A 20,258-nucleotide genomic window follows, 5' to 3' on the forward strand; every position below is an offset into this window, starting at 1 on the left:
AAAATTATGATTTTATTTTTATTCATTCGAGACATGTTTTTTTTAAACCCGTTAAATTTTTTTAATCCAGTAATAGCAACTAAATTTGAGATTCGAGCTAAACTTATTATAAAAATGACCGACAAAAGAGAAGAATAAGAAATTTAAATTTAAGCACAAATCTTGCATGTAATTATAAAAATAGGCATGAGGGGGCTGCACCATGAAAAAAATATTTCTAACAGCATTCATGATGTCAATGGTGACTGTAGTTAATGCTGCAGGTTTCTACGGGACTGCATTATGTGGCTATCCTCAATATGATTGCATTAAAGTAAGCAGCGGGGAAAGTTGGGAAAAATTATTTCCTGATCCGGAAAAAAGGGATTTAGTGCAGAGAGTTAATCGCAGCTATAACAGTTTATGGACTGGAAGGGTAATTGCTGTTCCCAAAAATCTAGCCCACATCAATATTTATGATATTGCACCTTTCCCAGTTAAATTAGAGGGGGAGACGGAAAAACAAATTATCATCGATCAGGAAAAGTTGGCCTGGGGTGCCTATGATGCTCAGGGTAATTTAATGTGGTGGGGTCCTATATCCTCAGGAAGAGATAAATGTTCTGATTCTAATCACTCGTGCAGAACATTAACCGGGATTTTCAGAATATTTAGTAAAGAGAATTCTAAATGTACCTCGAATGTTTTTCCAATAGGAAGGGGTGGTGCCAAGATGCCTTTTTGTATGTATTTCCATAAAGGATTTGCCATGCACGGTTCTGACGATATCCCCGGACAAAGAGCAAGCCATGGATGTGTTCGTATGTTTGTTGAAGATGCCAAATGGTTAAATCTAAATTTTGTTGAGTTGTCTAGTGAGCGTAACAATTTTACGGGTACTAAAGTGATTGTCCGTCCATTAAACGATAGTGAGAAAAGAATATGAATATCATAACTAAAAAAAGGTCACTCACGATATCATTAGTTCTTCTGGTTGGGTTGCTTAGTACGCATGGTCTAGCGGCACGTCAAAAAAATAGCGATGATCAAGCCCAAACAAAGGATAATGCTCGTTTTCCTATTGGCTGTAGGGCTGTGGGGTATCAGCAAAGTTTAAAAATCATCTCCCTGTTTCCTGGTAAAGAAGGGGCTCTGCAATCGATGTATTTTTTCTTTAATAAACTACCTGAGACAGTAAGCTTATATCAAATGAGGGAGAAAAACAGTGAGTATTCTACGCGCTATAACCACACCATCAGAGGAAACTCCTGGGCAGTTTTGGCTACTGGTGAACCCTTAGTTAAATTTATCTGCACCTTGGGTGATGGCAAATCATCTTATGGAAAAATCGTTGATTGTGCAGAAACAATTAAAATTTGTGAATACGTCAATGTAAAATTTGGATTGAATAATAAAGGTAATTTCTGGATAGTAGATAGTAATACAAGAAACGGGGCCGTCAATCAAGTAGTACATTATGGCATAATACCCGGAGTATAAAACGCCATTGCAAGAGGGGAATCTTCATGAAATCATTAGTACCTTGGATTTGTTTTGTTGTGGCATCAGCGAGTCAGCAAACTTTTGCTGACGACTATTTTAACGCGTACCGCCTAGGCAATTATAACAAAGCTGCTGAGCCTTTACTGAGTAAAACAGGAAAAAATGCAATAGCCGATTATTATTTAGGTCGATTGTTTCTTTATGGCTACGGTCAGTTAAAAAATAACGACTTGGCCATGCGATATTTCGTTAAATCTGCAGAAAAAGGCTATTTACCAGCTGTTCAACTTATGGCTAAATACAGTTTGTTTCGGGATAAAAACTCCGAGCAAGCAATTCGTTGGTTCAAGCAGGCAGCTTCTATGGGCGATGTGAATGCGCAACTTTTTATGGCAGCTGCTTATTTGTATGGCATTGGCGTAAAGCCCAATGCTGACATTGCCAGACGCTTTTATATCGATGCGGCAAAAAATGGTAATGCCACCGCTCAATTTGCACTCGCTGAGAATTTTATAAATAGCCGTCACTCATCAAATAATAGATTAGGTCTGATCTGGTTAAAAAAATCGGCTAATAATGGTAATCCCCGCGCACAAACAATGCTCGGTCGCCTTTCTATTGAAGGAAATTTAGTAGAGAAAGATAAAGTTGAGGGAATAGAATTATTAACAAAAGCTGCATCACAAAACTATACACCTGCAATGGTAGCTCTGGGTGATGCTGCTCTGGTAGAAAATAATCCAGAAGAGGCGGTTAATTGGTACAAAAAAGCAGCTGGTTTGCATAATCTCTCAGCTTATCTGCATTTAGCTAATGCCTATTTACAGGATAAAAGCCCTATTTATGATGCACACTCAGGTTTTTTATGGACTCTCAAAGCAGCTCAGGAAGGATTAACAAAAGCAAAAAGTGAATTAGCCAATTTATATCAAAAAGGAATTGGAGTAAGTGCTGATCCGGTTTTAGCCAAACAGTGGTCTGATCTAGCGATTGAAGATGCCAAGAAAAAGCCCCAAATATCCTCATTAGCACAGGCCGCATTATGGCTGAGCAATGATTTAACTGATAAATTGGAAGAAACCAGCTATCAGATGGATGGGATATTTAGTCCTTGGAAAAATCCTGCCGTATTAAGAAATAACACGTATAATCAGGCACCTCAATTGGAAGTGATTACTCGCCAACAGATTTTTAAGCCTCAATTCGAGCTGATTCAACCAAATGGAATTCCTATCAATAATTACTATGACGCACTCGGCACTAAAAATGCTGATTTGCCAGCAAATCAATGGTCTTATCCCAACTATCGTTTAAATCCTCAAATAGAAGCATTAGAAAAAGTAACCAGTTCAGTTGTTGCTAGAACTAATTTGCCAGCACCTTATAAAGATGCCAATTATTACCTAGACCACGATTTTTCTAATGCCAGTTTAATGGACATATGGACGCAAGGCTGGCAACAACAAGTTAATTATATGTCTGTGTTCAATCAAATGTACTTCAAAGCGATCTTGGGTGATTCTAAATCCCAGTTTGAAATTGGACAGATGTTTCAATTTGGTCTAGGCGTGGCTCAAAATGATGAGGCAGCGATTGCGTTCTATCAAAATGCTGCAGAACAGCAACATTTAGCTGCGCAATATAATTTGGGTATCTTATATCTCGAGCGTGCCCAAGATGAAAAAGATTATCAAACCGCCTTAAACTGGCTTACTGTTGGAGCCTTTAAAGGGAATAAAAGATGTCAATATGTCCTTGCCAGAATTCTTAATGAAGGAAAAGTAGGACCGGATGGAAAAGAGTATATTAAACCTAATCATGAACAAGCGTTATCCATGCTTTACCTTTCCGCGGCGAATAATTATGGGCCTGCAGAGTATGAATTGGGTGAACATTTGGCTCGAGAGCTTAATAGTGGTTTAAGTGTTGACGTTAAAAAACATAAACGAGCTTTAGTACGTCAACTGTATCAAGGAGCCGCTGCAAACGGAGTCGCTCAGGCCTTGTTACCTCTGGCGTTTTATAATGCGATGGATGGGGATAAGCAAAGACAGGCTAATGCCTTTACTGTTGCTGAAGAACAGGCACAAGCAGGAGATGATAAAGCAGCATTATTATTAGGATTGCTTTATGATCGGGGAATAGGTGTGCCCAGTGATCCTGCTAAAGCCATGTATTGGTATCAGCAATCAGGCCAAAATCCGGTAAGTCAGTTTATCCTGGGTACTTATACTACTGAGGGAAGAGGTATTTCTAAAGATAGAGAAAAAGGCATCGAGCTTCTTCAACTCGCTGCTGAGGCCAAATTCTCATACGCTGACTTTAATCTAGCTGCACTCAAGCAACAGGAACAGCAGGATTTCTTACCTAACTTGATTAAGGCTTATAGTTTAGGTAATAGCCATGCTGGTATCGTTTTAGCGGATTATTATTTATCAGAAAATAATGATCCGGAACATTCGGATACAAATAAGATGATGCAAGCAAAACAAATTTATGAAGGTCTCGCAGAAAAAGGAGATCAGTACGCTCAATTAAAATTAGCTTACATGCTGGAAAAAGGATTAGGTGCTGCTCCTGATCCAACCGCAGCTCAACGCTGGTATACTGCTTCAGCAGAGCAAGGTAATCCAGTAGCGCAATATTTGCTGGGACAATTCTATCAACTTGGATTAGTTGGGCAACCTGACTATACCTTAGCGAAAGAATGGTATAACAAATCTGCAAGTCAGCTCTCCAAAGCATCAGTAGCTTTAGGATTCATCTATGAGACTGTAGAGGATAACTATGCTGATGCCTTAAAAGCTTATGAACAGGCAGCAGCTAAGGGAGATGTATTGGGTGAGTATAATCTGGCATTAATGTATGAGTACGGTAAAGGCGTGCCAGTTGATTACACTAAAGCCAAGTCATTATTTATTGAAGCGGCCAATAAAGGGGTTGATGAGGCGATGAATCAACTTGGCGGTATGTATTTTTATGGCTTGGGTGAGGAGCGGAATGAGCAGCAAGCTTTGGCTTGGTACAAAAAAGCGGCTGCTTTAGGGAACGGGAACGCTTTGTACTCTTTAGGATTGTTATCAGAAACAGGAGTCGCTACTAAACTTGATTTCCCTGATGCTTTGAAATACTACCAGCAGGCATCTGACCAAGGAAATGAAAAGGCAATGTTGGCTTTGGCACGAATGTACCATTATGGTTTGGGGGTGGAAAAGGATAATAAAATGTCAGCGAGTATTTATCAGAAATTAGCCAATAGACAGAATGCTTACGCTCAATATCAATTAGGTACTTATTATTTGGAAGGTACAACAGGAGAAAGTTTACCTGAAAAAGCAAAGCAGTTACTAAAGGAAGCTAGTGAAAATGGTAGTCCACAGGCACGCCAGATATTACAGCGCCTAGAGGCTCAAAATCAGGATCGAGTTAGTTTTATAGAGCCTGTAATGATGAATCGTGTACGTGCATTATCAGGTAAGCCGGCTGACTTGATATATCTTGATGCTTTGAATGAATGGAATAGGGGGGATGAAGTTTTATCCAGAATGATTTTACATCGATTGGTGACTCAATACCCCAACTTTGTTCCTGCTAAACGTGTTTATCAGAAATTGATAGAGGCAAAGAGACTCAGTAACTACAGTTAACCAAGTGCATTAAAAAAATGGGTGCCTTGGTGCACCTAATTTTTCAGTTTGTTTACAAAATATTAAAGAATTCATACACGATGATAAGAATCCTCATTTAAATCCAATTAGATAATTCAGCAAAAAGAACCGAACCGGGCTATGCCGGTTCGGATGTTTTCGAACTTAGAGCGACGGAAAACACAGGATTAAGCAGCCATCGCCTTAACTCGAGCGACCAGACGGCTTTTAATACGAGCAGCTTTGTTTTTATGGATTAATCCTTTACTGGTAGCTTTATCAATAACTGGTTGCGCTTTAACGAAGGCAGTTTGAGCAGCTTCTTTATCACCAGCCTCAACTGCTTTAAGCACATTTTTAATATAAGTGCGGAACATGGAACGTGCACTGGCGTTGTGTTGGCGCAGTTTCACGTTTTGACGAGCACGTTTGATCGCTGATTTAATATTTGCCACTTAAAAATCTCCACTCATTCAGATAGTACAAAAGATGTTGATCATGCACAATGAGTTAGAATTTGTCAATATAGTCCTTGATGTAACTTTAATAATTTCGGTATATCATAGGATAAATCCACTTTTTTCAATGAAAGATATGTCAGCGACGGATATTATGGTACCAAAACGACAAAGTTTACTACGTTCAACCACTCTTGTTTCAGTAATGACCTTTATATCTCGTATGGTGGGATTTATTCGCGATATGGTCCTTGCTAATTTTTTTGGTGCTCAAGCCGGAATGGATGCTTTTTTTGTAGCCTTCAGGATTCCTAATTTCATGCGTCGTCTTTTTGCCGAAGGTGCTTTTGCTCAAGCTTTTGTTCCTGTTTTGGCTGAATATCAGAAAACGGGATCTGCAGAGGATGTCAGAACTTTTATTGCACGAATTGCTGGATATTTAAGTTCCATTCTCACCCTGGTAACGATAATAGGAATTATTGCCTCTCCATTGATTATCTTTTTGTTTGCCCCAGGTTTTAGTCATGACAGTATTCGTTCTGATTTAGCCACGGTGATGCTTCGAATTACCTTCCCGTTTTTGATGCTTGTTTCTTTAACCGCAATGGCAGGAGCCGTTCTCAATACATATGGATATTTTGGAGTGCCTGCTTTTACTCCAGTGCTGCTTAATATCAGTATGATTTTAGCTGCTATTTTTTTGTGTCCTAATTTGCCACAACCCGTTGTAGGTTTAGCCTGGGGCGTTTTAATTGCAGGAATAGCTCAATTGCTTTTTCAGTTACCCTTTTTATATCAAAAAAATCTGTTAATCAGGCCTCGAGTAGTCCGCGATGACCCTGGTGTTAATAAAGTACTAAAATTGATGATACCCGCGTTGTTTGGTGTCTCAATTGCCCAACTTAATTTAATGGTTGATAGTATTTTTGCTTCTTTTTTGAAAGTAGGAAGTGTGTCCTGGCTGTACTATACAGATCGATTGACTGATTTTCCATTGGGTGTTTTTGGCGTAGCTATTGCCACTGTAATACTACCTCATCTTTCAAGAAAACATGCTGAACAAAGCGATGTGCAGTATTCTCGAGCCTTGGATTGGGGCTTACGATCCATTTTATTAATAGGAATACCAGCTGGTTTAGGTTTGGCTCTTTTTGCCATGCCCTTAATTGCCAGTTGCTTTGCTTACGGTAAATTTCACGTTTATGATTTAATGCAAACCCAAAAAAGCCTTATCACGCTTGCATCAGGGGTTCCTGCTTTTATGATGGTAAAAGTTTTGGCTTCTGGTTTTTATGCTCGTCAGGATATCAGTACTCCGGTTAAAGTAGGTGCTGTGTCGATGATAGTGAATACGATATTGTGCTCCATTTTTATTGGTTTTTTTGCTCATGCAGGATTAACTTTGGCTTCGGCACTTGCAGGTTACGTCAATTGTGGCCTGTTACTCTATTTGTTGGTTAGACGCGGCGTATTTCAGCCATCCCCAGGATGGCTGAAATACGGTGTGCAATTGATGATTGCTAACGGAGTAATTACTGTATATTTATGGTTCATGAGCGGAACAGTAAATTATTGGTTGAGTTTCCCTCCTGTAGCGCGCTTAAGCCTATTATTAACTCATGTTTTAGCAGTTGTGGTACTATATGTACTTGTTTTAGGTCTTACGGGACTTAGATTCAGTCATTTACGCGGTCAGATGAAGGAATAAGAACGATGCAAGCTGATGTATTTTATGAAACACATGGTGATAGAGCGGTCCCACTTTTTTTAATTTCCCAACATCAATGGGAAAAACAAATTCAAGCTATATCATCGGTTGAAAGAAATTGTCTTGCTGTGCGCCAATTCAAGGGGAGAACAGGCGATTATTGTTTGATCAACAATGCTGACGGCTTGGTAGATAAGGCCTATGTGGGCTCTGGTTCTGGCAATCAGGAGTTAGCATTAGCCAATGCTGCGCTGTCTTTACCGCCAGGGAGTTATCAACTACAAGATAAGTTAACCCAGGAAGGAGCAGTGGCCTGGGGATTAGCACAATATCGTTTTGTTACTTATAAAAAATACGATCTGCAGCCGCGACTTTTAGTCGTTAATGGAGAGGAATTACCCAATTTAATCGCGTTAACCCAATCCATCTATCTAGTCCGTGATTTGATTAATACCCCCGCTAGCGATATGGGGCCTAAACAAATGGCTGAGACGGTAGAGCAATTGGCTAAAACCTATAAAGCTCAATTTAAGCAATGGATTGGTAATGAATTACTTATCGATAATTTTCCAGCTATTCATGCTGTTGGCAGGGCCTCTGCTTCGGCCCCGCGATTATTGTCTTTAACCTGGGGTGATGAGCGACATCCGCGTATTACTTTAGTAGGAAAAGGAGTGTGTTTTGATAGTGGCGGATTAGACATTAAACCTTCCTCCGGGATGCGCTTGATGAAAAAAGATATGGGGGGAGCTGCTCATGTAATCGGTCTTGCCCAGTGGATTATGATGCGCCGTTTACCGATTCGATTGCAAGTGCTTATTCCTGCAGTTGAAAACTCTATTGGCCCTGATTCATTTAGACCAGGTGATGTTTTAAAGATGCGGAATGGCTTGACGGTAGAAATTGATAACACCGATGCTGAAGGACGTTTAGTTCTGGCAGATGCTTTAGTGAATGCCTGTGAAGACCATCCTGATCTGATTATTGATTTTGCCACCTTAACAGGTGCAGCTCGTGTTGCATTAGGTACTGAAATTGCTGCGGTGTTCTCAAATAATGATCAAGTGGCAGCGGAGTTAACTGCTGCTTCTTCTAGAGCAGGGGATCCGATTTGGCGACTTCCTCTATTTGCAGCTTATGAGGACTTATTGAGCTCAAATGTTGCAGACTTGGCAAACTCCAGCACTTCAGCATATGGTGGTGCCATCACAGCTGGGTTGTTTCTGCAGCGTTTTGTGACTCCCGCAACTCCCTGGGTGCATTTTGATGTCATGGCTTGGAATACAAGTAGCAAGCCAGGTAAACCTGAGGGTGGGGAAGCTATGGCCTTGCGTGCGGTTACGGAGTACTTGTTGCACGTTTATAATAAGTAAACACAGTTAAAGAGGGAGAATTGTAATTGATTACATTTAGTTCGGATGCTTATGAAAACATTTCTTATTTTAGTGATGTTGCAAAAAGTTTATTATCTTTAATGGGGCATAGTGGCACTGTTCCCGGTGCGTTTAAGGCAGCAGAGGTTCCTCATGCTTTATCTAGCCTGCAGCAAGGTCTTGGACAGGATAAGAATAAAACAAGTCCATATCCACAGGACAATGATGATGAGAGTGAGCCACAAATCGGTTTGGCAAAACGAGCAATTCCTTTGATTAATATGTTACAGGCTGCTATAAAAAAGAACTGTGATGTGATGTGGTCATAGTATGTTTGCACATCTCTCCTGCCTTTAAGCGCGAGATGGGAAATACGATAGTAGTGACGAGCGGTCACTACCGATTACTCTATTTGATGCGTATTGAGCTCACAGCCTTGGGATCGATATTCTTTATAATGAGTTCTGCTTTGTTCTTTCTCTTCTTCCCGGTTAGAAACCAACTCCATGATCCTTTTGAATTTAGGATAAAAAGAGGGAATTTCTGGAGCAAGATTTAGCAATATGTCATTAAATCCTCTAGGCTCTTTTCCAAAACCTATTTGCACTGGTGGGGGTGGTTCAGGACCCTCACCCAAAAGGTTATGGGGAATAAAGCTATCGTCTCTAAATGACCACAACAAATCATCTAAAAGCTCAGCATCTCCTCGATTAGCACAATGTACATATACTCTATGGCCACGGCTGTAGGCTTTCTCCAGGAGACGGCAAGCAATCAACCAGCGTGCATCAGGTTGGTCGCTTGCCAGTAAATAAAAATCAACGCGAATTGGCGACATGGCGTATTAATTGGGTGAGTAAAGGGACAGGTCTACCAGTTGCATTTCGTTTTTTACCGGAAATCCATGCAGTACCGGCAATATCTAAATGAGCCCAGCGGTATTTTTTGGTGAAGCGGGATAAGAAGCATGCAGCAGTAATACTTCCTGCACTCCGATCGAAACCTGCATTAATCATATCTGCCAAGGGGCTATCTATAGCATCTTGATACGCCTCTTCCAGTGGCATGCGCCAGATTTTATCTTCGCTTTCCTGGGCCGCACGCTCAAGAAGTTTTGCTAACTGGTCATCATTAGTCATAAAACCTGTAGCAACATTCCCCAGAGCCACAATTATGGCACCTGTCAAAGTGGCAATATCAATCACAAACTCTGGGCTATAACGCTCCGCATAAGTAAGGGCATCGGCTAATACCAAACGGCCTTCTGCGTCGGTATTAATAACCTCAATTGTTTGGCCTGACATACTGGTGATGATATCACCGGGTTTAATGGCTGCACCACTTAGCATATTTTCAGCGCTGGCAATAAGACCAATTACATTAATCGGTAATTTCAGCAGTGCGCAGGCTTTCAATATTCCTAAAACACTTGCCGCTCCTGACATATCATACTTCATTTCATCCATAGCATTAGCAGGCTTAATAGATAAACCTCCAGAATCAAAAGTAATTCCTTTACCCACCAGAATTATAGGCGCAGTATTTCCTGCTCCTTGATATTGAATATCTATAAGTCTTGGTGGTTGTTCACTACCTTGGGAGACTGCTAATAAAGCCCCCATACCCATTTGGCGTATTTCCTCAGGACCCATAACCTTACAATGAATAGCCTCGAACTGTTCGGCTAATTGTGTTGCTTGTTCGCCCAGATAGGTAGGAGTGCAGATGTTCGCTGGCATGTTGGCTAGATGACGAGTCAACTCAACACCTTGCGTAATCGCTAATGCCAACTCCAAAACCTTTTCAGTTGCCCCGGGTAAATAAAATGTAATTGATTCCAATTTATGCGGTTTTGAACTGTTCTTTTTAAAATCAAGAAGTTGATAACGTAAATTGTCTATCTGGATTATCATTTGTTCCAACTGCCATTCTGCAGTATGTTTCATTAATAGGGGAAGACAAAGGGTTGCTGAGCTAAAGCGTTGTTTGAGCAAAGATTCAGTTATTTCCGTTAGTCTTTTTTGTAGCCTCGCAGGAGTGAAATCCGCTTTTTCCCCACATTGAATAATTAACAGGCTATGTCCCTGAACATCTGTTTGCCATACTGCATCCCCAGGTTCAGTCGCTCGTTTAGCTAATTTTGAAATGATTTGATGGTGTTCTTTGTCTAGAGTATGTGCAAATTCAGGCAAGTCTGTATCTGAGAAAATGCCCAGTACCAGACATTCACTGTGATTTAGTAAGGGTTTTTGAGTTAATCCATAATTCATTCTATTGCTCAAGAGTACTAAAAGAGTTTAGTTTACCTAACCATCATGAGTGGCGCAAATTAATAAACCCTTAATTTTAGGAAATTCGGAATATAAATCAGTTTGTGGAACAAATGGTATTTTTAATTTAGCCCATCATGAATTATCATGAGTGAATGTCTTTTGTGTTATTCTGAATAAGCAAATTTAGTAGTTGAATTGAGAATAGGTAACTTTTCAATAAGTATCGGGAAACGTCATCTTGAATGCGAGAGAGTTTTACCAGATTGGAACTGTGCCTGCAACTGGAGCTCCTGCACTTGAGATGATAGCCCTCAAAAAGGGCTTGTAGGCTCAAATCATTCAACCGCCCAGTTCAGTAAAAAAGTGAGTCAGCATGCAGCATCCTCATGACAGGGGTATTGAGTGATAATTTTTCGTTATTTGGCTAAAGAAGTGTTTTTCACCTTAATTGCATTAACTGCGGTACTAATGTTAATTTTTTTGAGTAATCAGTTCGTCCAATATTTAAATCGCGCTGCATCCGGTAAAATACCGGGCATGATTATCATGAAACTGATGATGCTGGAATTACCCAATCTGATGGGATTACTCTTGCCCCTAGGGTTTTACATGGCCTTATTACTTGCATACGGGCGTTTGTATGCTGAGAACGAAATGACTATCTTGCGTGCTTGCGGTTATGGTCCAAAGCAATTATTAAAACATAGTTTTATTATGGCAGGTTTTGTGGCTGTTTTTGTTGGGGTGGTCATGATTTGGGTAAGCCCTTTCATTGCAGTAGAACGGGCTAAATTGTTACGCTCTACAGGGATACAAACACTGATTCAAACCATTATGCCGGGACGGTTTCATGCGATAAACTCAGGACAACAAGTTTTTTATGTCCAATCCATGAGTCGTGACCACAGCAAGGCGGAGCAGGTGTTTTTAGCAAAAAAAAGTAATAAGGAGGAAAAAATACAATGGGATATATTATGGGCTGATAAGGCATATGCTGAGACTGATCCTAAAACCCTAGAAGAATATATCGTGCTGCAAGATGGAAAAGAATACCAAGGGACTCCAGGGAATGCTGATTATCAGATAGCTCAATTTGCTGATTATAAAGCACGTTTGCCTCATCCAACGGTCAGAGATCTCAACGAAGATTTGCGTACGGCCAGTATTACCAGTCTATGGCCGTTAAATAATTCTGATCCTCAAAAAGGGGCTGAACTGCAATGGCGTTTATCTATTCCACTCATGGTTTTTACCTTAACTTTTGTTGCAGTTCCATTGAGTCGAGTTAATTCTCGTTCGGGAAAGTTTGCCAAATTATTACCGGCTGTAATCCTTTATATTCTTTATGCTAACTTTATGTTCGTAGCTCGTGATGCAGCAGCTTCAGGAAAAATTCCTTTATGGATAGGAATGGGGTGGATACATCTTCTTGTAGTAATTATCGGTTTGCTTCTGATCTGGCGTAATCAGGTGAAATTATCATGAGTATGAGAATACTCGATCGTTACATTGCTAAAACTGTCCTGTTGGCAATTGGTCTAGTAACTTTAATGTTGGCTGGATTACAGATTTTTATTTTGTTTGTAAGTCAAATGGACGATTTGGGTAAAGTTGATTATGGAATCACCCAGACTACCTTATTTGTCTTGCTACAACTGCCCTACCAGGTGTATTTATTTTTTCCCATAGCCAGCTTATTAGGATGTTTAATTGGTTTGGGCGTTCTGGCCAATCATAGTGAGCTAATTGTAATGCGTGCCGCAGGAATGTCGATTGGGCAGATAACCTGGGCTGTTTTAAAAGCATCGGTAGTTGTAATTATTCTGATAACTACGATGGGCGAAACTTTGGTTCCCTGGATGTCTCACTATGCTAACGATTATAAAACAGCAGCATTAACCGGTGGACAAACGATACGAACAGCTCACGGCATCTGGTTGCGGTACGGTAATGATTTTATCTCCATAGGTACCATTCTTCCTGATAACGTGCTGCAAAATGTATATCAATTTCGCTTTGATGATCATCATGAATTAAAAGTTGCTCGTGAAATTCGTGAAGCAAAGTATGTTGATAATTCATGGATTGCTTATGATGTGAAGCAAACAGAATTTCAGGTAGACCATACCAAAGCAATGAAATTCGCCTCCCTGCCTTGGGATGTTTTAGTTAAACCGCACATTTTAAAAATTAGCGGTACAAATCCTGATGAAATGACTTTGCATGAGCTTAATCGTTATTTGCGGGAGCAAAAACGCAGTCAACAAAATGCTCATAGTTATAAATTTGCTTTTTTACAACGGATGATCCAACCCTTTACGACTATGGTAATGATGGTATTGGCCATTCCTTTTATATTTGGTCCTTTAAGATCTTCTACCATGGGATCAAAATTATTAGTAGGAACAACTGTTGGTTTTGGTTTTCATATTGTTAATCGTTTTTTTGGCCCTGTCAGTGCCGTATTTCAATGGCCTCCGGAATTGGCTGCTTTAGGCCCTACAGTTATATTTGCTTTAATCGGACTTTTTTTAATGAGACGAGTAAGATAATGGCTTTTCTAAGACATGTGATTGAATTCGTAATTAACCCTTATTTTTTGTGCCTGCTGATCTTAGGACTATGTATCTTTTTTTTATGGCGCCGGACTTATCTTGTTTTTGTTCGGGTCATGTTGAGCATGGTCTTTATATTATTAATGGTTATTAGTACAGGTTGGTTACCAAATTATATAACCAACAAATTAGAAACACAGTATCCTATAGTGCAGCAAATTGATCCCAGGATTAATTGGGTCGTTGTTTTAAGTGGCGGCCAAAATCCATTGGAAGGGATGCCAGCAAATCTCCGATTATCGTCTGCTAGTATCAAGCGTTTGGTAGAAGGCGTACGATTATTTAGAGCACTGCCGAGGGCAAAATTAGTATTATCAGGAGGAGGTTCAACGGGTGAACAACCCGAAGCCTTACTTTTAGCTCAATTAGCAAAGTGGTTTTCTATTCCAGAGCAAGATGTGGTTCTTGAATTGAAATCGATTAATACAGCTGATCAAGCACGAGAATTAGTTTCAATAGTTCACAACCAGCCATTTTATTTAGTTACTTCGGCAATTCATATGCCTCGATCTATAGCTTTATGTCGTCAGCAAGGACTCCATCCAATAGCCGCTCCTACTGATTATACTTTTTTTTGGAGTACCTCTGACAAGGTAAAAATGATTATCCCTAATGCTTATAATTTATCCTATTTTTCAATTGCTATGCACGAGGTTCTTGGTCGAATTTGGGCTGTTTTAACTCAGAAGTTATAGATAAACCTCAGGCTGTGAGGAACTCTCGGGAGCAAGTAGCGGGAGTTTGCCAAGTTAGCGGTCAACAACCGCTAATGCCCATTCAACTCCTTAATTGGGAAAGGAGGTAGTTCGGAGTGTGTCTTTAAAAAGGCAGTTATTTGAGTTACATCATTTACAGTAGCTGAGGAATAGATTTTACTAGTGCATGATGTTTTATGACGGCCATCTGAGACAATCACATAATTACCTTTGTTTTTCACTAATGAACAAATACAGGATGCTTTGCTCGAGTCATTGGGATTAACGACACAAGGACTGTCGAGACAAAAAGCCCAGAGTCGATCATTGGCGCAATTTTTATATGCTTTAATGGGGAAGTAGCGAGAACTAACTGCTTTTCCGGCTTTTGTTTTGATGATGCCAGTACATGGTTTAGTACCTGCAGAATAGCCTGTTTTGACCTTACATGCACAGGTTGCGAACCCTGCTTTGCCAGGTAGTGGTTGGCAAACTGCCGTGGTACATAATGCGTAAGTACTCTTGCATAGAGTAAAATCAGACGATGAAGCGCTGGCATGCAAATGAAGGCATAACATTAAAAAAGTAGAAAGAATTTTTTTCAATTTAAACTCCGTGTAATATCTTTAGCTTTCGTTAGTGTAACACATGAAAATAGAGTGTTTACCAAGTAATTATACCGCTTGACCTGCCGCCCAACCAGAGGACCAAGCCCACTGAAAATTATACCCTCCTAACCAGCCTGTAACATCCAAGGCTTCGCCAATAAAAAAAAGACCTTGGATATCATTAGCTTCCATTGTCTTTGATGAAATTGCATTGCAATCTACGCCACCGATAGTAACTTCTGCAGTTCGATAACCCTCCGTACCATTGGGTTTTACAATCCAGGATTGCATTTGATGACTAATGGCCTCTATATCGCGATTGGAAATTGCTGCCAGCTTTGTTTCTGCAAGTTTTTTGGGAATAAAAACGTCAATTACTCGTTTGGGTAAATACAAGGAGAGGATTGAACTTAATTGTTTTTGGGGTGTATCCATACGGGCTGATTTTAGTTCTTCCTGCAGATTTTGCTCCGGTAATAAATTAATGCTAATGGCTTCTCCGGGCGTCCAATAAGAGGACAACTGTAAAATTGCTGGACCACTTAAGCCTCGGTGAGTAAATAATAGATTCTCGCGAAATTGATTTCGTTCATTTTGAACCTGGCTATCGACGCTAATACCAGACAGCACGGAAAGTTTTTCTTTTTCAAGAACATCCAAAGTTAATGGCACAAGACCTGCGCGGGTTGGCCAGATTTTTATTCCAAATTGTTCTGCTATCTTATAGGCGAAAGGACTGGCACCCATGGTGGGAATTGACAGGCCTCCGGTGGCAATCACTAATGATTCGCAATGGATTGTACCTTTGTTGCTATAAATTTTAAACTGCTGATCCTTGGTTCGTTGAATTTTTTGAATAGAGGTATCTAAATGAATTAATGCCCCTCCTTGATGACACTCAGCCAAAAGCATATCGACAATATCTTTTGATTTGTTATCACAAAATAATTGACCTAACGTTTTCTCATGAAATGGAATAGCATGTTTCTTTACCAGTGCTATGAAATTCCATTGGGTATAGCGTGTTAAAGCGGATTTAAAAAAATGGGGGTTATGGGAAAAATACTTACCTGGTTCAATATAATAATTTGTAAAATTACAGCGTCCTCCACCTGACATGAGAATTTTTTTACCTACTTTGTTCGCATGATCCAGAATCAGAACTTTACGTTGGCGTTTGCTGGCTTCAATAGCACACATCAAACCTGCAGCACCAGCTCCTATAATAATCACATCAGCTTGTTCCATATCAAATACAACTCTTTAAAAAGCAGCGGGAAGACTGGGTCTAAGGTTAAACTAAAATGATCAATATTTAAATGCCTTGATTATTGATGAAGCTCCTGATTCAATCTTTATCTTCAACAGAGAAGAACCCAAAGATGGTCAGGGATTTTTTTGACATGAACAGGTTGACTTAATCGCTATTTTTTTGTACATTTCGTTACTCAATAAAAATAATTCCTAAGTGTACATATGACTTATCTGCGGCGTTTAATCGCGATGTTTTTTGCGGTTACTGTATTACCTCTTCGATCACTTTATCATAGCTTGGAATTTGGAATCGCTGCACTTTGTGTAGGTGCTGTATCGTTGATAGGCGCGCCTGTTTTAGCTGCATATTTATTTTACAGAGGTGGTTTCTCATGGCCTGTGAATCTTCTACTTAATCTTTTTGTAGTGTTTCCAGGTGCAGCTGTTTTGGTTTCATTGGGTCTTGTTGTTGCGGCATCTTACTTGGCCTATACCACTGTGGTAAATACCTTTAAGGTTGCCTGGGTTGGTTTAAAGAATGGATTTAATGATGGCATGGAGGGTTTTTGGCGCACATGGAATAATCAAAGCTCGCCTCTAGACCTTGTTTCCAATCATCTAAGAGCTTATAGCAATAGAGTTGGAGTTGAAAATCAAATTAACAACGAGGATGATTTTAGTGAACTCTACCTCTCGATAGAAAGAGAACCAATGGACAAAGCAGAGTTGAATGAACTAGATCCAATGAGCCTGTTAGATGCATCAAGCAAGATGCCTCAAGCCCCTGACTTGCAAGATTCAACTAATAAATTGTTATCTTTTGAAGAAGAGAAAGGCGCTGAAGATTTGATAAATGAATGTTCAGCCCTAACTCTTCCTTTGTCCTCAGGCTTAAAGGAGCAAGTTCGACTCCTAGCAACAAGAACTGATAATTATAAACAGTTATATAAATACATGAGCCAAGTTCAGAAAGCATTAACAGCCAACGATCTTTCTGAAGTAGAAGATCAACTTATAGTAGGTTTAGAGGTTACCAACCCTATTATTGTGATGAAGCAATATCAAACTGCTAATAGCAGATGGCATTGTGTTCCAGCGAACAGTTATATAAGCGATAAAGAAAACTTTCTCACTTGGCTAAAAGAAAAATCCACCCATCCTCTGAATAATGATGTTTTGAAGAAACCTACTCCTTATGAGGGGAATCCAGCTCGTTATAGATGGGGTTTACTTACTACGAACAACTGTTTTTTAGTGCAAGAATTGCATGAAGGGGCGTCAATAGTTCGTGATTTGTTAAGTACACTACCTGCCCAATTAAACGCAGCGAAAGAAAACACCTCTAGTCCCGGCTCTTCTTCCCATGCTCTTTTTGGAAGGGGCTTATCGCAAAAAAATCAGGAACAACCTGTTGGGGATCAAGTTGTTGAGTTTAACCTTTTTAACCAGCGTGGTCTCGTTTAAGTTCTGATTTTCTGATCTTGCTTGCGAAAAAAATTCAATCGTAACAGCATTTATCCTGGTAGGTCTAAATTCCCAAGTCGGAAATGGGGGGGTACGGTTGTACTTGAGGTTCTATTGATAGATTTTCCGGGTGAGCAATGATAGCCATTTTTTGTTTTCTGGAGAGTTTTTTAATCTCTCGCTCCAGCTGCATTGCTAATAATTTATCATTATTGATTTTCCAGCATTGGGCAATGGAGAGGGGTTTAAAGCTTCGGGTGTATTTGCACCCCCCCGTTCCATTAAGGTGCGAACGGTAGCGCCTCTCAAGATTATCAGTATAACCAGTGTAATAACTTTGATTTTCACAAAGTAAGATATAAACCCAATAATCTTTATTATTCATAGTAGATATCCTTAGATAGTACCTGTCTTGCTAAATTGATAGCGAAGTAAGTTTAGGAAGAAATAAGGGATTTCTCAAAAGGGAGATAGTACCACTATATTTTAAAGTAAAATCAATACATCTGTCCAAGTTAAATAGAGATACTTTCAAACACGTCTTTTGCAAGCGAAGTAAACCCATGGACCTGATAATCCCGACTGTGCTCATCAGGTTCGTAATAACAATAATCAATGCTTATCCCACTGACTATTTAGGCAGGGGCATAAACTGGCCTTTAACAGGCTGATAGTGAACTATGTTCAAGGCGCGTTATTGAAGGTCTTGGTTCCATCCTTGTTGACTCTAAATGAGGAGCCATCGACATTAGTGATTATTTTTGAACCATCAGGGTTTGTCGTTATCAACGAGCCGTCTCTATTTCTGACAACAACAGTCCCATTGGGACTAGTCACAACTACTGAGCCGTCATTTTTTTGAGTGATTGTTGTTCCATCGGGATTGGTCTGAACAGCTGTACCGTCGTTTCTATAGAGAATTTTAGTTCCATCTGACTGGGTATGGATAGATGTTCCATCCGGATTTTTAATAATGACTCGCCCTTCAGAAGGGACATCAACAGGATTTGACTGGATTGGCAGGTTTGGCGCGGGACTATTAACGGCAAAGAGTATGGTGCTCATAGGGAGTTCTATTAGTAATATTCCTAGAATTAATAGAAACAATTGGATTTTTTGAGACGAGATGAATTTGTTCATTTCTTAATTCTCTCCATGTAATTAAATTGTAAAGGGAAACTTATACCTAATCCAAGGTATGTGTATATTATATTCCAGCTGTTCATTTAATTCCATATTGATTTATTTTTGGATATTAACCGGGTGTTTATCTGTCCGCAGATAATTCCAACCTGTCCTTTTCCCAACTCAATTAGCAGCAGGATACTTTCTTTTTGTTTGGATATAAGGGGTTACAGATAAGGTAGATGCTTTTTAATATGCAGCAGAGATTATCCCTGAATAAGGCGCTAATTTTAGAGTTACCTCAACCGAAATTAAAAAAGAATACCAAGGCTATGGCAAAGAGAAATTCCAACATAAACAGCAATGGGTATGCTTTTAATTAGTTTATAATTATTGTTCATAACATTCTCCAGTTTTTGAGAATAAAGATCATTCAAAATTTGTGCCTGATTTGCTTAATTTTAATAAAAAAATCGATGTGCTTAGTAGCAGGTGTTGGCAGTTGGTATCTAGGATAAGGATTATTTTCCTGAGCCAACCTCCAAAATTATAATCATGAGTTGCGGTTTAGGTTTATACACAGCACATTTTTGCCGTCATTACGGCAATGCATCAAACGGATCCTAATGCTGGCATAATTTGGCAGCTTTGATTCATCAAAAGCTAGCTCAATTTACCCGCATGGAGCGTTAGTTTGAATTTAAATTTTACGAAGGCATCGTTTTACCCCATCAGTAGGGCAATGTGCTACGGAATTGGCGGTAGGGATAGTACCGATTAAGCAAATAGCTGCCATAATTAAACGTTAATCAAATCCAGGTCGAACATTGTCAAGCTTGGCATTTTCCTCTACCACTTGATTTACAAAGGTATTCCCATAGCCTATCCAGGCTCCTCGTTTAATAGTAGTTCCTGGACCAATAATCGTCGACATGCCAATAAAAGCATCATCTTCAATCACTACTGGTGCCAAATAAAGTAAACTTCCAACATCCGAATGGCAACTCACGGACACTTGGCTACCTAATGTGACTCCTTTGCCAATAGTAATCAAGGGACAATCCACAAAATCTATATCATATGCATTCATTATCTGAAAAGAAACCTTGGCCCCTAATGCTCGCCAATATAGAAATTTAAGCGTATTAAATGATTGTAATATAGGGGTAAAACCAATGATTTTAGCGGCACGGGACAAGGCAAAATGACAAAACCAGGAGAACATAGCTTTATTCAATTCACGTTTATAACGCCCTGGCTTTAGAGTAGGCAAACAAATTCTAATTAATGCGATAATAAAGATAAAACTGAGAAACAAAATAAATGGGGCCAAAGGCAATACCCACCAAGTATGAGTATATCCGTGGTAAATAAACATACCGGTTAAACAAAATGCAATAACCCCAGGCATCAGACTAAAAAAAAGTGAGAAAACATCAAGAAAAATAAGCATGGGTATACTTAATTGCTTATTTTTACGGGTTCTTTTTTTCTCTTTAATTTCGGGCTGCTCTGCCATCATTTAGGATACCTTATGTACAGTTACTTGGTGCACG

18 protein-coding genes are annotated in these 20,258 nt (G+C 39.6%); 10 read left to right on the forward strand and 8 right to left on the reverse strand.

What is annotated here, in order from left to right; translation table 11 throughout:
* Window positions 1-202 precede the first annotated feature (202 nt).
* The 3 genes from HRS36_RS02895 to HRS36_RS02905 are packed head-to-tail and all read left to right on the forward strand — an operon-like array spanning window position 203 to window position 5,129.
* On the forward strand, window positions 203-925 hold the full coding sequence (locus HRS36_RS02895; protein WP_173236170.1) for a L,D-transpeptidase: 723 nt from the start codon (window positions 203-205) through the stop codon (window positions 923-925).
* Window positions 922-1,479, forward strand: a complete 558-nt coding sequence (locus tag HRS36_RS02900; protein WP_173236171.1) for an endopeptidase IV — start codon at window positions 922-924, stop codon at window positions 1,477-1,479. The genes HRS36_RS02895 and HRS36_RS02900 overlap by 4 nt, the downstream gene beginning before the upstream one ends.
* 26 nt (window positions 1,480-1,505) lie before the next feature.
* Window positions 1,506-5,129 carry a tetratricopeptide repeat protein gene (locus HRS36_RS02905; RefSeq protein WP_173236172.1) on the forward strand — a complete coding sequence of 1,208 codons (3,624 nt, stop codon included), beginning with the start codon at window positions 1,506-1,508 and terminating at the stop codon, window positions 5,127-5,129.
* Window positions 5,130-5,317: 188 nt separating this feature from the next.
* Here HRS36_RS02905 and rpsT read toward each other — a convergent pair whose 3' ends face one another.
* Window positions 5,318-5,584 (reverse strand): 30S ribosomal protein S20, encoded by a 267-nt coding sequence (gene rpsT, locus HRS36_RS02910; RefSeq protein WP_173236173.1) that lies wholly within the window; start codon window positions 5,582-5,584, stop codon window positions 5,318-5,320.
* A 139-nt stretch (window positions 5,585-5,723) separates the two neighbouring features.
* On the opposite strand from rpsT, the gene murJ reads away from it, so the two are divergent.
* The 3 genes from murJ to HRS36_RS02925 are packed head-to-tail and all read left to right on the forward strand — an operon-like array spanning window position 5,724 to window position 8,997.
* Complete coding sequence (gene murJ, locus HRS36_RS02915) at window positions 5,724-7,295, forward strand: murein biosynthesis integral membrane protein MurJ (protein ID WP_173236174.1); 1,572 nt, start codon at window positions 5,724-5,726, stop codon at window positions 7,293-7,295.
* Window positions 7,296-7,300: 5 nt separating this feature from the next.
* The gene (locus HRS36_RS02920) at window positions 7,301-8,668 is read left to right on the forward strand and encodes a leucyl aminopeptidase family protein (RefSeq protein WP_173236175.1); all 1,368 of its coding nucleotides are present in this window, start codon (window positions 7,301-7,303) and stop codon (window positions 8,666-8,668) included.
* A 26-nt stretch (window positions 8,669-8,694) separates the two neighbouring features.
* Window positions 8,695-8,997: a DUF1840 domain-containing protein gene (locus HRS36_RS02925; RefSeq protein WP_173236176.1), complete on the forward strand. Its 303-nt coding sequence runs from the start codon at window positions 8,695-8,697 to the stop codon at window positions 8,995-8,997.
* Between the two features lie 74 nt (window positions 8,998-9,071).
* On the opposite strand, the gene HRS36_RS02930 is transcribed toward HRS36_RS02925, so the two are convergent.
* On the reverse strand, window positions 9,072-9,506 hold the full coding sequence (locus HRS36_RS02930) for a DNA polymerase III subunit chi (RefSeq protein ID WP_173236177.1): 435 nt from the start codon (window positions 9,504-9,506) through the stop codon (window positions 9,072-9,074).
* A complete protein-coding gene (locus HRS36_RS02935) occupies window positions 9,487-10,938 on the reverse strand; it encodes a leucyl aminopeptidase (RefSeq protein ID WP_173236178.1) in 1,452 nt (483 codons plus the stop codon). The genes HRS36_RS02930 and HRS36_RS02935 overlap by 20 nt, the downstream gene beginning before the upstream one ends.
* A gap of 405 nt (window positions 10,939-11,343) precedes the next feature.
* On the opposite strand from HRS36_RS02935, the gene lptF reads away from it, so the two are divergent.
* From lptF to HRS36_RS02950, 3 genes are all read left to right on the forward strand, one after another.
* Entirely contained in the window at window positions 11,344-12,426 is a 1,083-nt protein-coding gene (gene lptF / locus HRS36_RS02940; RefSeq protein WP_173236179.1) for an LPS export ABC transporter permease LptF, read from the forward strand.
* Entirely contained in the window at window positions 12,423-13,493 is a 1,071-nt protein-coding gene (gene lptG / locus HRS36_RS02945; protein ID WP_173236180.1) for an LPS export ABC transporter permease LptG, read from the forward strand. Before lptF ends, lptG begins: the two co-directional genes overlap by 4 nt.
* A 128-nt stretch (window positions 13,494-13,621) precedes the next feature.
* A complete protein-coding gene (locus HRS36_RS02950; protein WP_275940998.1) occupies window positions 13,622-14,251 on the forward strand; it encodes a YdcF family protein in 630 nt (209 codons plus the stop codon).
* Window positions 14,252-14,322: 71 nt separating this feature from the next.
* Here HRS36_RS02950 and HRS36_RS02955 read toward each other — a convergent pair whose 3' ends face one another.
* Window positions 14,323-14,856: a hypothetical protein gene (locus HRS36_RS02955; protein ID WP_226905553.1), complete on the reverse strand. Its 534-nt coding sequence runs from the start codon at window positions 14,854-14,856 to the stop codon at window positions 14,323-14,325.
* A gap of 69 nt (window positions 14,857-14,925) precedes the next feature.
* Window positions 14,926-16,107: a BaiN/RdsA family NAD(P)/FAD-dependent oxidoreductase gene (locus HRS36_RS02960; protein WP_173236182.1), complete on the reverse strand. Its 1,182-nt coding sequence runs from the start codon at window positions 16,105-16,107 to the stop codon at window positions 14,926-14,928.
* A 228-nt stretch (window positions 16,108-16,335) separates the two neighbouring features.
* On the opposite strand from HRS36_RS02960, the gene HRS36_RS02965 reads away from it, so the two are divergent.
* Window positions 16,336-17,577, forward strand: a complete 1,242-nt coding sequence (locus HRS36_RS02965; protein WP_173236183.1) for an MnhB domain-containing protein — start codon at window positions 16,336-16,338, stop codon at window positions 17,575-17,577.
* 64 nt (window positions 17,578-17,641) lie between these two features.
* Here HRS36_RS02965 and HRS36_RS02970 read toward each other — a convergent pair whose 3' ends face one another.
* The 3 genes from HRS36_RS02970 to HRS36_RS02980 all read right to left on the reverse strand — a co-directional run bounded on the left by HRS36_RS02970 (window position 17,642) and on the right by HRS36_RS02980 (window position 20,221).
* Window positions 17,642-17,962, reverse strand: coding sequence for a GIY-YIG nuclease family protein (locus HRS36_RS02970; RefSeq protein ID WP_173236184.1), 321 nt, complete (start codon window positions 17,960-17,962; stop codon window positions 17,642-17,644).
* Window positions 17,963-18,261: 299 nt separating this feature from the next.
* Window positions 18,262-18,717 carry a hypothetical protein gene (locus tag HRS36_RS02975; RefSeq protein WP_173236185.1) on the reverse strand — a complete coding sequence of 152 codons (456 nt, stop codon included), beginning with the start codon at window positions 18,715-18,717 and terminating at the stop codon, window positions 18,262-18,264.
* Window positions 18,718-19,507: 790 nt separating this feature from the next.
* Window positions 19,508-20,221, reverse strand: a complete 714-nt coding sequence (locus HRS36_RS02980; protein WP_173238429.1) for a hypothetical protein — start codon at window positions 20,219-20,221, stop codon at window positions 19,508-19,510.
* Between the last annotated feature and the right edge of the window lie 37 nt (window positions 20,222-20,258).

The sequence above is a fragment of the Legionella antarctica genome (assembly GCF_011764505.1).
Taxonomy (GTDB): Bacteria; Pseudomonadota; Gammaproteobacteria; order Legionellales; family Legionellaceae; genus Legionella; species Legionella antarctica.